Here is a 14009-nt window from a genome sequence, read left to right as displayed (position 1 = left end):
CTATGTTACTCAAAGTTTTAAACTAAGTTTCACAATGTTATAATATTAATCTTTTAACTTAGGTAATGTTCTATGAATTCGTTCTATTTCAGAATATTCTTCTTCTGTTTTATTTCCTCTATGATCGTCATTTATAAAATATCTAATTCCCACATTATATAAAAAAATTCTCATATCATCATAGCAATAAAATGTTGCGTTTCCTAAACTCTCGGAATGATTAAAAACATCACAATCTAAACAAATTTCGATAGAACCTAAAACTTTATTTTTGTTGTCTTTAAAAAAAATTGCATGTCTTGGATTATAACATTCCGAAGGATTTTGTTCCGTTTTACAAGAATCTTTTGTTATCAGATTAAATAATTCTAATTTTTGTTTGTCATTTAACTTTATTTTTTCTTTAATAAAATCATTTGACATCTGAACATCTGAATTAAAATTAATATCTTTTCTATAATTTTTATATATTTCAACCATTGCCTTATTCAAAAAAGAATAAACTTCAATCGAAGCAATCTCCTCAAATTTAAATTGCATTGAATCTGAAAAATCATATTCTTTTGTTACAATTTTTGATTCTTTTTTTTTGGTATTCTTTTTAGTTTTTGATTCCTGACATGAAACAAAAAATAAAAACAATAATATGAATTTGATATATTTCATCTTATCCTTCAATCACGCGTTTAAAATCTTCTTTACTTGGTAAAATAGTTTTGTATTTGCTAGCGAAAATTTGTTCGTTATCTTCTGGTAATGTGTATTCTACCAATAAATCGCTCTTGTTTTGGCAAAGTACAATTCCAATGGTTTTATTTTCGCCTTCCAAACGCATTTCTCGATCGTAATAATTTACATACATTTGCATTTGACCCAAATCTTGATGTTTCAATTCGCCAATTTTTAAATCGATGAGAACAAAACTTCTTAAAACTCGATTGTAAAAAACTAAATCAATATGAAAATGTTTTTCGTCAAATGTTATTCTCTTCTGACGAGCTACAAATGCAAATCCTTCGCCCAATTCTAAAAGAAAATGTTCTAATTTATTAATGATTTGCTGTTCTAATTCAGATTCCGAATACTGATGTAATTCGGGCAAACCTAAAAATTCCAAAATATATGGATCTTTAATAATATCTTTAGGTTTCTCTATAATTTGACCTTCTTCTGATAGTTTCAAAATTCCTTCTTTATCTCTGCTTAAAGCCAATCTTGTATATAATGCCGAATTGTATTGACGCTTTAATTCTCTTAAACTCCATCGATTTTTAATCGACTCTATTTCATAAAATTTTCTTTCTTTAGCATCGTCGATATTCATCAAAAAAGTATAATGCGACCAAGTGAGTATAAAATGTAAAGCTACTACAGGAGATTCTTTTTTCTCGGAAATACTAGACGGTGTCTCGGATTTTGTTTTTACATCTTCAGAAATACTAGACAGTGTCTCGTAATTTGAATATATTAAATATAATTTTCTCATATTCTGCAAATTATCAACAGAAAAACCTTTTCCAAATTCCTTTGTCAATTGCTCCGAAAGTCCCTTCAAAACTTGTTTTCCGTAATCCGCTCTTTCTTTTCCGTTTTGTTCTTCTTCAACAATCATTCTTCCTATCTCAAAATAGGTATAAACCATCGTTGAATTTACGGCACGCAAGACTTGTTGCTTTGCATTTTTTAATAAAACAGCAACTTGTTGGAATAAATTGGTATTTTGAACTTCTTTTGACAAATTAATGTTTTCTAATTTTTCCCCACCACATCCAACTCAACTTTCAAATTATTAATGATAAACTCTTGTCGGTCTGGAGTGTTTTTACCCATGTAGAACTCTAACAAGGTTTCAATAGAAGTGGCTTTGTCTAACATTACTGGATCTAAACGTATGCTTTCGCCAATGAAGTGCTTGAACTCATCTGGCGAAATTTCCCCTAATCCTTTGAATCGGGTGATCTCTGGTTTTGGCTTTAACTTTTCAATTGCGTCCACTCGTTCTTGGTCGGAATAGCAATAAATTGTTTCTTTTTTATTTCGCACACGGAACAAAGGCGTTTGCAAAATATACAAATGTCCGTCTTTAATTAACTCAGGGAAAAATTGCAAGAAAAATGTAATCAACAACAAGCGAATGTGCATACCATCGACATCGGCATCGGTTGCAATTACGATATTGTTGTAACGCAAATCGCCCATGTCTTCCTCGATGTTTAATGCGGCTTGTAATAAATTAAATTCTTCGTTTTCATACACAATTTTCTTAGTCATTCCGTATGAATTCAAAGGCTTACCACGTAAACTGAACACCGCTTGTGTATTTACATCACGACTTTTAGTAATGGAACCCGAAGCCGAATCTCCCTCGGTAATAAAAAGCGTACTTTCTAAACTTCTTGGGTTTTTTGCATCGGTTAAATGCACACGACAATCGCGTAACTTTTTATTGTGCAGACTGGCTTTTTTAGCTCGGTCTTTGGCTAATTTCCGAATTCCTGAAAGCTCTTTACGTTCGCGCTCAGCTTGTAAAATTTTGCGCAGTAAAGCATCAGCAACTTCTGGATTTTTATGTAAAAAATTATCTAACTTAGTTTTAATAAAATCATTGACAAACGAACGTACTGAAGGACCATTCGGACCAATATCAGTAGAACCTAATTTGGTTTTGGTTTGTGATTCGAAAACAGGTTCTTCCACTTTAACCGAAACCGCCGAAACAATCGATTTACGAATATCGGAAGCTTCAAAAGGTTTATTGTAAAACTCTTTGATGGTTTTTACAATCGCCTCACGAAAAGCACCTAAATGCGTTCCTCCTTGCGTGGTATTTTGTCCGTTAACAAACGAATGATATTCTTCTGAATATTGCGATTTACTGTGTGTAATAGCCACTTCGATATCATCGCCCAACAAATGAATCGTTGGATACACCATATCGTCTTGGTGAATCGCTTCTTCCAATAAATCTTTTAAACCGTTATCTGAAAAATACTTTTCGCCATTGTAATAAATGACTAATCCAGTATTTAAATAACAGTAATTTTTGAGCATCTTGATGATGTACTCATTTCGGTATTTGTAGTTCTTGAAAATCGCTTCATCGGCAATAAACGAAACTTTGGTTCCTTTACGCTTTGTAGATTCTTGAACGTCTTCTTCTAAAGTTAGATTTCCAGCAGAGAATTCCGCTGCTTTTTGTTGGTTATCACGCACCGATTCTACTCGAAAATAATTAGAAAGTGCATTTACAGCTTTAGTACCAACACCATTTAAACCTACTGATTTTTTGAAGGCTTTGGAATCGTATTTTCCACCGGTATTCATTTTGGAAACTACATCGACTACTTTTCCTAAAGGAATGCCTCGACCATAATCGCGCACCGTAACGAGTTTATCTTTGATGGTAACTTCGATTGTTTTTCCTGCACCCATGACAAATTCATCGATACAGTTATCCAATACTTCTTTTAATAAAATATAAATACCATCATCGGGCGACGAACCATCACCGAGTTTTCCGATATACATACCAGGACGCATACGAATGTGTTCTTTCCAATCGAGGGAACGTATATTGTCTTCGGTATATTGATTTTGCTCTAACATAGACAGAATTTGGATTTTGTGCAATATAGCATTTATCTCCAAAGAATGAAAGTGAGAAAAGAAGAAGTTATTGACAAAATGTGGTTAAGAAGATAGAAAAAAGAGGAAAGAAAAAAGACAAACCGTATCTAAAATTTCGCTATAAAAAACTAACTGAAAAAAAAGCTTTTACTTTTTAACTTTTCTATATTTTGATTCGTATCCAAGATTTTTAATTTCAAAAAAACGTTTGAATTCAGCCCTTGAAGGAGAAATCAAATAAGAAGTTGAATCCAGTTGTTTGGATTTAATTTTAGTTATAGAATCCATTTTTCTTAAATCATCATCAGAATATAAATATTTGATTACCAAATTTTCTTTATCCAAATAAACTAATTTAGATTGCCAATAAATAGAATCTTTCTCACTCAAAACCAACTTACCACTAATCCGTTTTGCCTTTTGATTATTTGAAAAAACAAAAAAAGTATCAACTCTCTTATCAGTAAATTCTATTGAATCACCAATTCTTTTTTGCTGATGAAAAGTTTCATTATTATTAAAAATATATTTTCCATTAATTTGAACTAATTCGTCTGCAACAATTTCTAAACTATCTACATGAATTCTAAATTTAAAATAACTTTCTTTTAGAATATACTTTTTTGAAATATTCACATAAATGGAATCTTCATTAACATATAATCCTACAAACTTGTTAGGAATGGAATAAATTTCAGAGTCATTTATTGGTTGTGGTTCAGAAAAATAAAAAGTGTTTCCTTCAGGAAATGCTTCTGATTCCTTGCAAGAATAAATTAAACTTAAAAACACTAATAAAACAAGTACGCTTTTAATGATTTTCATTGAAATTGATTAAAGTAAAATTTGCTATTATAACGTGATTTATTGCCCCAGATTGCAATGGAAAGCTTTTTTTGCTTTTGTGCTAATTTTTCTTGTTTTTGAAGAGCGACCCAAGAAGCTCCTTTGAAAACTTAGAAAAATAGTGCAAAAACAAAAAAACTTGCAATGAAAAGCTGGAAATAGGCCCAAAAAAACCGCCAAAATCAATCAGCGGTTCCTTCTATTTTCTAACTTCTAATCGCTATTTTCTGAGATTGCTTCGTTCCTCGCAATGACTATACGTTAAAACGGAAATGCATCACATCACCATCTTTTACAATGTATTCTTTACCTTCTACTCTCAATTTTCCGGCTTCTTTTACTTTTGCTTCCGAACCAAAAGTTGAATAATCTTCGAATGCGATAACTTCGGCACGGATGAATCCTTTTTCAAAATCGGTATGGATTACTCCTGCTGCTTTTGGTGCAGTATCTCCAATTTTGATAGTCCAAGCGCGCACTTCTTTAACGCCAGCTGTGAAATAGGTTTGTAAGTTCAATAATTTGTAAGCCGCACGAATTAATACTGCCGAACCTGGCTCGGTTAATCCCATATCTTCTAAGAATACTTGGCGCTCTTCGTAGCTTTCTAATTCAGTAATATCGGCTTCTGCTCCTACTGAAAGGATGATTACTTCAGCATTTTCATCTTTTACTAATTCACGCACTTGGTCTACATATTTGTTTCCGTTTACAGCCGAAGCTTCGTCTACGTTACAAACATATAGAACCGGTTTTGTTGTAATTAATTGGAATTCTTCCATCATATCCACCTCATCTTGGTTTTGAGGAACAACCGTACGAGCGGATTTCGCTTCCATTAAAGTCTCACGAATTCTATCTAACAATGCTTTTTCAGCTTGTGCTTCTTTGTTTCCTGTTTTTGCGGCACGATTGGTTTTTTCCAAACGTTTATCAACGGTTTCTAAATCTTTTAATTGCAATTCGATATCGATGGTTTCTTTATCACGAATTGGGTTTACATTACCATCAACGTGCACAATATTATCGTTATCAAAACAACGCAAAACGTGAATAATGGCGTTACATTCTCTAATGTTTCCTAAGAATTGATTTCCTAATCCCTCTCCTTTACTTGCTCCTTTTACCAAACCTGCAATATCTACGATATCCACCGTTGCCATTTGAACACGCTCTGGCTTAACCAATTCCTCCAAGCGATTAATACGCGGATCTGGAACGTTTACCACACCAATATTAGGCTCAATTGTACAAAACGGGAAGTTTGCACTTTGCGCCTTAGCATTTGATAAACAATTAAATAAAGTTGATTTTCCTACATTGGGTAATCCTACAATTCCTGCTTTCATATCTATTTGATATTTTTTATTAAGTGATATGTAACGCAAAGCGTTTCATTATGAATGTATTTTTAAAAGTGTGCAAATATAGTTTAAAAGTTGGAAAGCAACAAAGCAGAATACTAGCAAAATACGTTTAAAGTTCTGTAATAGAATTAATTTATCAAAGGGAATTATATAACAACTGACTTTTATTATATAACATCACTGAAATAGCAATTCCTACCTTTATGGATTATTAATATTAATAAATAAATTATGAAAGCAACAATAATTGGGTTACTATTTCTTTTCGTTACAAGTACTACGTTCGGTCAAAACAAAAACGTAAAAGACGAAACAAAAACAACAACTACAACAATCAAAGACTCTAAAGGAGAGAAAACGTATGTAAAAAAAGAGAATACGAGAGAAGTCCAAAACATTGAACTAAAAGAACAAGATCCAAAAAACATCAACATGGATATGAAAGCTTCTCCTGTAAATGTTAAAACGACAACTACAATAACTAACCCAGATGGTTCTACCAGAACGGTTGATATTGATCGTTCTTCACATTATTTATTAAATGGAAAAAAATACAATGTTTCATTAGACAGTAAAGGATATCGAATATTATCTGAAGATAAAAAGGAAGAAGCCTTTTTGAGAAAAACATCTACTAATAATTTCATTTATAGAAACAAAAACAAAATAGCTATTGGTTATTTTGATGTAGAAGGGAATCTAATTTTGGAAACTTATGATCCAAATACAGATTCTATTACTTACGAAAAATATGATGTAAGCAAATAAAAAAATAGAATTTGCTAAAACTGCTTCTTGAAGAAATTTAGGAAGCAGTTTTTTTTATTTGATTTTTGCCTTAGTCAGAATCATCCGTTTTGGATAGATAATCAATAACTGCTTTCTCTTCTGCTGTTGCTAGCAAGCCCGAATCATTATCCCAATAGTTACTAAAAACCATTGTTTTCTTATTAATCAGGGATTTATCTTTGAAAATATTATGTGAATCGTATTCGAATAATTTTTTGTCGAAATTAGTTACAACCATGTGATTCCTTACTTCAATTCTTCGGTTTTGTTTTTTGTATTTCTTCTCAAAACCAATAACTTCTTTGGAATTAGCTAGGTAATAAATCCCATCTTCCATGCGAAAAACATTGCGAAATTCTAATTTAAAAACCTTGCTACTAGATAAAAAAGCAGCTTTCCATTCATCTAAACGACTTGGAGTAACTACTGAAGTTATTTCCATAATTAACCTTTTTTCGGTGTCGTAAACCACATTAAATTCAGATAAAATTCCTTTTACTTCATCCAACGGAACTATTCGTATACGCAAATAAGCATCATTAGGAAGATACGTTTTTACCTGAAAATCATAATTTTTCTTCGCTCTATTGGTTAAAACCTCGTCCAAATAGTTGAATTGGTAATAATTTTCGATGATGTTATTCAAATCATAACCTAATAAATTAGCATCTATATCTGCATCTAATAAACCAACAGCACGATTTTGTTCTACCAATATATCTGACTTTACGTTCTTTACATTTCCCAAAACTTGAAAATTCAACAAACCATCATTGAAATAAACCATTTTGTCATTTTTCTTGTAAAACTCACGCAAATAAATTTTTAAGTTTATAGGAATAGTGAGTTGACTTTTTGATTTCTCTACCAATTGCTTCAAAATTTCCTGAGGATGTTCTCGCGTTAGAATGACTTCTTCTAATTGTTGGGTTACAGGTTCTAAGTAAACGACGTTTTCTTTTTTATTCAACGTTGAAAACTTCACGATATAAGTTCTATAAGAAGAATGCACAAACTCTAAATCAGATGGTTTTGTGAGATGTAAAATGGCTTTTCCTTCGGCATTGGTAAGAAAACCTTGTTTGGTTTTAATTGCTGTTATAGTAACTTCATCAATAGGTAAATCCGTTTCAAAATCTTTGACAATAATGATGATGTCCAAATTTTGCGCTACTGCAATTTGAAGAGTAAAAAAGAATAATAGGATAAGTTTATTTATCATAAAACCAAGCTATTATACTTCAAATGTATGAAAATTATTCCAAATTAACAATTTGATTAATAAATAAAAGGGATTAACTATAACACTAAAAGGATTTTTACTTACCAAAATTAATGAAGTGAATTACAATTTCAATAAAAACAGTAAGTATAATTGAAACTCCTAAAAGTTTAATAACTTTTTCTATTTCCAACCAAAAGGTAAATAAGCTGTAAATGTATACCTCATCATTTTTAGTTACTAAAACCTTTATTTTCTCATCAAGTTCGAACGGAACAGCTTCTTCCCAACCTACTTGAGAATAGTTCCTAACTTCTCCTGTTTTATCAGTAAATTCAATTTTTGGAGGAAAAACGTATGTTTTATAATGTTTCCTTGTGTAACTAGAATATTTTTCTACTTTAAATTGTTTTTTACCGATTACTTTTCCATCATAAATATTACCATTAACATATTGTGTGATTTTAAAAAAGAAAAAGAAAATAAGCAAAACAATGTATGTAGTTAGAAAAACAGTTAACATTTCGTTTTTCTTGTATAGTTTTTTTATCATAGCAAAAAAAATTCCCAACTAACTTTTATCGTTATTGGGAATAATGTTATTAATCTAAATTTTATTCGTTATGCAAAAACGCTTGTCTGTTTAGTAAAGTTTCTTCGCTTTCTACATGATTATCGTCTGGAACACAACAATCTACCGGACAAACCGCAGCACATTGTGGTTCTTCATGGAAACCTTTACATTCGGTACATTTTCCAGGAACAATATAATAAATATCATCAGAAACTGGTGTTTGAGCTGCATCAGCATCCACTTCAGTTCCGTCAGGTAAAATAATTTTTCCACTCAAACGTGTGCCGTCTTTCCAGCGCCAATCGTCAGCACCTTCATAAATTGCCGTGTTTGGACATTCCGGTTCGCAAGCGCCACAGTTAATGCATTCGTCTGTTATAATAATTGCCATTTCTTTAAGTTTAATTGTTTAAAAGTTTAATTGTTTAAAAGTTGAGACTTTAATTAATTTAAACTTTTGGCTAATGCCTTTTCACTTCATATCTTTGTGCAAAAATACAACGTATACTAAATATAAACAAGATACAAATGTTACAAAGTGAAATAAAATCGAGTTTTGTTGAATTAGGCAACTTCTTGCGCCAATTTTCTTCTGAAAACTATACCAAAAATACTTCGGTTTTATACAACGATTTGTATTTTGAGCCAATGGCAAATTTAATCGAACTTTCGCAATCGCATAACGGTTGGTTCACACCTGAAAATGTAACTTTTTCATTAAAATCTTGGGCTGATGCTTTAACAGAATCCAACTTAAACACTTGGTTGGAGCCGTATTCATTCGTAGAAAAAGAAAAAAATATCGGGCTGATTTTAGCAGGAAATATTCCGCTAGTTGGTTTTCATGATCTACTTTCAGTTTTGATTTCTGGACATAAAGCTTTGGTAAAAACATCTTCTAATGACCAACATTTATTGAAATTTTTAGTTCAATATCTAATCACTTTAGACCAAAGATTTAGCGAAAAAATAACATTTGTTGAAGGAAAATTAGAAGGTTTTGATGCAGTTATTGCCACTGGAAGCAACAACACAGCTCGCTATTTTGAGTATTATCTCAGTTCAAAACCAAATATCATTCGTAAAAACAGAAATTCTGTTGCTATTTTAACTGGAAATGAATCGCATGAAGATTTAGTGCTTTTAGGAGAAGATATTTTACGTTATTTTGGATTAGGTTGCAGAAATGTATCCAAACTTTTCGTGCCAAAAAATTACAATTTTGATGCTTTTTTTCAAGCCATTTTTGAATACCAAGACATAGTCAAATACGAAAAATACGCCAATAATTACGACTACAACAAAGCCGTTTATTTGATGAGTAATTACAAATTATTAGATAACGGTTTTTTGACGCTTCGAGAAGATGTAAGTTATTCATCGCCCATTTCTAGTGTGTTTTATGAATTTTATGAAGATGTAGCAGCATTGAAAAATCGACTTCAAACCGAACACGAACAAATTCAATGTATTGTTTCCAATGGACTAACCGAAAATAGTGTTGGGTTTGGGCAAACCCAACAACCCAAACTTTGGGATTATGCCGATAATGTGGATACTTTGGCGTTTTTAACCAAAATCTAAGTTGGATTTCAAAAAAATAAAGCCGAAAAAATATACAATTGTTAATAACATGCCTTAATTATTAATAAATTCTAACTGAATTTTCCTGAAAGAATTACGAAATTTGCGGTTTAAACAACACACTAACAACCTTTCGTAATGAAAAAACACAACTACAGTGCTGGTCCTTGTATTCTTCCTCAAGAAGTTTTTGAAAAATCAGCACAAGCAATTTTAAATTTTAATGATTCAGGATTATCACTTCTAGAAATCTCACACAGAAGTAAAGATTTTGTCGCGGTTATGGAAGAAGCACGAGCTTTGGTGCTAGAATTATTAGGTTTAGAAGGAAAAGGCTACCAAGCTTTATTTTTATCGGGCGGCGCCAGTTTGGAATTTTTAATGGTTCCTTATAACTTAATGAAAGTCAACGGAAAAGCAGCCTATTTAGACACAGGAACTTGGGCTAGCGGCGCTATAAAAGAAGCCAAACACTTTGGAGAAACGCTTGTAGTAGCTTCATCAAAACCAGAAAATTACAATTTTATTCCAAAGGAATACAGCATTCCAATAGATGCAGATTATTTTCATTGCACCAGTAACAACACCATTTTTGGAACGCAAATGCAATCGTTTCCAAAGACTACTATTCCACTAGTTTGCGACATGAGTTCGGATATTTTTTCACGAGTATTAGATTTTTCGCAATTTGATTTGATTTATGCCGGTGCTCAGAAAAATATGGGTCCAGCTGGAACAACATTGGTAGTAATCAAAGAAGAAATTCTAGGAAAAACAGGAAGAACTATTCCTAACATGTTAGATTACCAACAACATATTGCTAAAGAAAGCATGTACAATACACCACCTGTATTTCCTGTTTATGCTTCATTGTTAACATTACAATGGTTGAAAAACTTAGGCGGAATTGCAGCCATAGAAAAAATCAATAACCAAAAAGCGGCATTATTATACAACGAAATCGACAGCAATCCTCTATTTGAAGGAACAGCAGCAAAAGAAGATAGAAGTAAAATGAATGCTACTTTTGTACTAAAAGATGAGTCACATCAAGAACAATTTGATAAAATGTGGAAAGAAGCAGGCATTTCAGGTTTAACTGGACATCGCTCTGTCGGTGGCTATAGAGCTTCTATGTATAATGCTTTGCCATTGGAAAGTGTACAAGTTTTAGTTGATGTAATGCAAGAATTGAAAAATAGAGTTCAGTAAACAATCGCAGTGAACAACAAACAACAAACCATAAACAACAAACCATAAACAATAAATTCAAAAATGAAAGTATTAGCAAACGACGGCATTTCAAAAAGCGGCATTAAAGCTTTAGAAAAAGGCGGTTTTGAAGTTATAACAACCAAAGTAGCACAAGAACAAGTAGCCAATTTTATCAATACACATAAAGTAGCCGTACTTTTAGTGCGAAGCGCAACCAAAGTAAGACAAGACATCATCGACAATTGTCCAAGTTTAAAGATTATTGGTCGCGGCGGTGTTGGAATGGACAATATTGATGTAGAATATGCTAGAAAACAAGGTATTCACGTAATTAATACACCAGCGGCTTCTTCTGAAAGTGTTGCGGAATTGGTTTTTGCGCATTTGTTTTCTGGTGTTCGCTTTTTACATGATGCCAATAGAAACATGCCGTTAGAAGGTGATTCTAATTTTGAAGGATTGAAAAAAGCGTATGCCAATGGAATTGAATTGCGAGGAAAAACATTGGGAATCATTGGATTTGGAAGAATTGGGCAGGCTGTTGCTAAAATGGCATTAGGATTAGGTATGAAAGTAATTGCAGCTGATAAATATGTAAGTGAGGCTGTAATTCGAGTAGATTTTTATAACGGTCAGTTCATCAATGTAGATATTGTTACCGAATCTTTAGAAGACGTTTTCAAACATTCGGATTTTATTACTTTGCATGTTCCTTCTCAAGACGGTTACATCATTGGAAGAGAAGAATTTGACATTATGAAAGATGAAGTTGGAATCGTCAATTGTGCGCGTGGCGGTGTTATTGACGAAGTAGCATTAGTAGCTGCATTAGATGCTGGAAAAGTACTTTTTGCAGGTTTAGATGTTTTCGAAAACGAGCCTAATCCAGAAATTCAAATCTTGATGCATCCAAAAATTTCATTAACGCCTCATATTGGAGCAGCAACTTTAGAAGCACAAGATAGAATTGGTACAGAATTAGCAAATCAAATCATTAGTTTGCTTAAAAACAATTAATTTATTATTTTTAGCAAAACAAAAAACAATAAAATCATGTTTGACCAACTATTAGATTTAGCAAAACAGTATGGAACAGATGCAGTTGTAAAAAACAACGCCATCCCGAATGAAAAAAATGAAGAAGTAATTAAAGAAACTAGCAATTCAATGTTATCAGGTTTACAAGAAATGGCAACTGGCGGTAATTTAGGCGATTTGGCCGGATTATTGTCTGGTAAATCAAAATTAGATAGCAACAATCCTGTAATTAAACAATTAACAGAAAAAGTTTCGGGGAGTTTAGGTTCAAAATTTAATTTGCCACAAGAAACTTCAAACGGGGTAGCTAACAATATGATACCTCAAATTTTAGGAAGCCTAATTAATAAAGCCAAAGATCCAAAAGAAAAAGGATTCAACATTGAAGATTTAGTGGGTTCTATTTCTAGCGGAAAAGGTGGCGATTTAATGGAAATGGTTACTAAATACGGTGGCGCTTTCGGTTTAGACCAAAATGGTGATGGAAAAGTTGACTTACAGGATGCTATTTCAGCTTTAAGTGGTAATGCCAAATCTAAAAAAGGCGGACTTGGCGGTTTACTAGGTGGACTTTTCGGAAAAAAGTAATTCTAAAAAACATAAAATTCGTTAAAGCATCGGCAAATGTCGGTGCTTTTTTTTATCTTTACTTTTTGAAAATCTGGTAAAAATGAAGTGGTATTTTTTGGATAGTAGGATTGATATTTGGTTTGCTCTTGAGTTGTAATGCTTCGCAAGGAAACAAAACTTTTTCCGATACTAAAAATCCAAATAATGATACCATTCGTATATCAAATGAAGAGTTGGAGTACGAAATAATTATTTTCGATCCTAGTTTTAACGCTTGGCTTATGAGTCACGCAAGACCAAGAGGTTATTATTCACAGTCGTATTTAGAAGCTCGAAATCGAGTTTGGGTTTTGGAATGGAATACAAGAGCTAATTTACCACTACAAAACCGCAATTTATACGAAATGCGAATTGACTATGATTCTCATACTAATTATGGCTATGAAGTTAATTACTTACTTTTTAACTATTTGGTCTATTTTCAACAAAAAAACAATGTAAACTTAGGAGGTTTTTCTCCCCGAATTTAATACCATGAATAAATTAAAACAACGTTGGAACATTACTTCTAACTGGCAACTTACGATAATATTAATTGTATTTGCAATTACTGGTTCAACAGCTGCTTATTTATCAAAACCCGTAACGTCACTATTAGGAATTACAAAAGAAAATTTATCACTTTGGTTGTATTGGCCGTTTCGTTTGTTGATTATTTTTCCTGCCTATCAAGTACTTTTGGTAGTAATTGGAGCCATTTTTGGTCAGTTTGAGTTCTTTTGGAACTTTGAAAAGAAAATGTTAGACCGAATGAAACTGGGTTTTATTTCTAATTATGTAGATTCAAAATTAAAAAGGGAGTAATAAACTCCCTTTTTTAGTCTTCTTTTTTGAAGATATATTGGTAAATCCAGGTTAATGTGAATGTTGGAATAACATCCGTAAACGGAAGGATTTCCTCAAGAAAACCAATAATACCAGCTACTTTTCCCGTATAACCTTTGTACATTGCTACCAAAAGAAAACCTGAGATAGGTGCCCAAACTATATCTAAAGTTTCTGCAATTCCAGGAATCAAATACGATAACATTCCTATAAAATCAAACAGAATTCCTAAAATTAATTTAGCTGTTTTGTTACTAGTTTGTTTTTTGGCAAGCACTTTATTGGTATTCAT

Annotated in this window: 16 protein-coding genes; 7 read left to right on the top strand and 9 right to left on the bottom strand. The window is 32.2% G+C overall.

The genetic code is table 11. From position 1 onward, the window contains the following. Positions 1-45 precede the first annotated feature (45 nt). The 5 genes from DPN68_RS05650 to ychF all read right to left on the bottom strand — a co-directional run bounded on the left by DPN68_RS05650 (position 46) and on the right by ychF (position 5822). Complete coding sequence (locus DPN68_RS05650) at positions 46-666, bottom strand: hypothetical protein (protein ID WP_113988670.1); 621 nt, start codon at positions 664-666, stop codon at positions 46-48. A gap of 1 nt (position 667) precedes the next feature. Continuing rightward, positions 668-1738 (bottom strand): PDDEXK nuclease domain-containing protein, encoded by a 1071-nt coding sequence (locus DPN68_RS05645; protein WP_113988669.1) that lies wholly within the window; start codon positions 1736-1738, stop codon positions 668-670. A gap of 11 nt (positions 1739-1749) precedes the next feature. Further along, positions 1750-3606, bottom strand: a complete 1857-nt coding sequence (locus DPN68_RS05640) for a DNA topoisomerase IV subunit B (protein WP_113988668.1) — start codon at positions 3604-3606, stop codon at positions 1750-1752. Positions 3607-3774: 168 nt separating this feature from the next. Next, a complete protein-coding gene (locus tag DPN68_RS05635) occupies positions 3775-4452 on the bottom strand; it encodes a hypothetical protein (protein WP_113988667.1) in 678 nt (225 codons plus the stop codon). A 275-nt stretch (positions 4453-4727) separates the two neighbouring features. Next, positions 4728-5822 carry a redox-regulated ATPase YchF gene (ychF, locus tag DPN68_RS05630; RefSeq protein WP_113988666.1) on the bottom strand — a complete coding sequence of 365 codons (1095 nt, stop codon included), beginning with the start codon at positions 5820-5822 and terminating at the stop codon, positions 4728-4730. Positions 5823-6071: 249 nt separating this feature from the next. Here ychF and DPN68_RS05625 point away from each other — a divergent pair, with 249 nt between their 5' ends. Then, positions 6072-6608 (top strand): hypothetical protein, encoded by a 537-nt coding sequence (locus DPN68_RS05625; protein ID WP_113988665.1) that lies wholly within the window; start codon positions 6072-6074, stop codon positions 6606-6608. A 70-nt stretch (positions 6609-6678) separates the two neighbouring features. On the opposite strand, the gene DPN68_RS05620 is transcribed toward DPN68_RS05625, so the two are convergent. The 3 genes from DPN68_RS05620 to DPN68_RS05610 form a co-directional block, all read right to left on the bottom strand. Beyond that, a complete protein-coding gene (locus tag DPN68_RS05620; RefSeq protein ID WP_113988664.1) occupies positions 6679-7851 on the bottom strand; it encodes a hypothetical protein in 1173 nt (390 codons plus the stop codon). 97 nt (positions 7852-7948) lie between these two features. After that, the gene (locus DPN68_RS05615; protein WP_113988663.1) at positions 7949-8404 is read right to left on the bottom strand and encodes a hypothetical protein; all 456 of its coding nucleotides are present in this window, start codon (positions 8402-8404) and stop codon (positions 7949-7951) included. A 61-nt stretch (positions 8405-8465) separates the two neighbouring features. Further along, on the bottom strand, positions 8466-8816 hold the full coding sequence (locus DPN68_RS05610) for a 4Fe-4S dicluster domain-containing protein (protein ID WP_113988662.1): 351 nt from the start codon (positions 8814-8816) through the stop codon (positions 8466-8468). 137 nt (positions 8817-8953) lie between these two features. Between DPN68_RS05610 and DPN68_RS05605 the strand changes: the two genes are divergently transcribed. From DPN68_RS05605 to DPN68_RS05580, 6 genes are all read left to right on the top strand, one after another. Then, positions 8954-10009: an acyl-CoA reductase gene (locus DPN68_RS05605; protein ID WP_113988661.1), complete on the top strand. Its 1056-nt coding sequence runs from the start codon at positions 8954-8956 to the stop codon at positions 10007-10009. Between the two features lie 138 nt (positions 10010-10147). Beyond that, positions 10148-11221: a 3-phosphoserine/phosphohydroxythreonine transaminase gene (gene serC, locus DPN68_RS05600; RefSeq protein ID WP_113988660.1), complete on the top strand. Its 1074-nt coding sequence runs from the start codon at positions 10148-10150 to the stop codon at positions 11219-11221. A 63-nt stretch (positions 11222-11284) separates the two neighbouring features. Further along, positions 11285-12241 carry a D-2-hydroxyacid dehydrogenase gene (locus DPN68_RS05595; protein ID WP_113988659.1) on the top strand — a complete coding sequence of 319 codons (957 nt, stop codon included), beginning with the start codon at positions 11285-11287 and terminating at the stop codon, positions 12239-12241. 36 nt (positions 12242-12277) lie between these two features. Continuing rightward, a complete protein-coding gene (locus DPN68_RS05590; protein WP_113988658.1) occupies positions 12278-12850 on the top strand; it encodes a hypothetical protein in 573 nt (190 codons plus the stop codon). A 110-nt stretch (positions 12851-12960) separates the two neighbouring features. After that, the gene (locus DPN68_RS05585) at positions 12961-13362 is read left to right on the top strand and encodes a DUF6146 family protein (RefSeq protein WP_113988657.1); all 402 of its coding nucleotides are present in this window, start codon (positions 12961-12963) and stop codon (positions 13360-13362) included. 4 nt (positions 13363-13366) lie between these two features. Continuing rightward, positions 13367-13696, top strand: coding sequence for a DUF6787 family protein (locus DPN68_RS05580; RefSeq protein ID WP_113988656.1), 330 nt, complete (start codon positions 13367-13369; stop codon positions 13694-13696). Positions 13697-13709: 13 nt separating this feature from the next. Here DPN68_RS05580 and DPN68_RS05575 read toward each other — a convergent pair whose 3' ends face one another. Next, entirely contained in the window at positions 13710-14009 is a 300-nt protein-coding gene (locus tag DPN68_RS05575; protein ID WP_113988655.1) for a hypothetical protein, read from the bottom strand.

It is taken from the genome of Flavobacterium tibetense, from assembly GCF_003293845.1.
In the GTDB taxonomy this organism is placed as follows: domain Bacteria; phylum Bacteroidota; class Bacteroidia; order Flavobacteriales; family Flavobacteriaceae; genus Flavobacterium; species Flavobacterium tibetense.
Note: the sequence above shows the minus strand (reverse complement) of the source record. Positions and strands in the feature narration are given on the sequence as shown.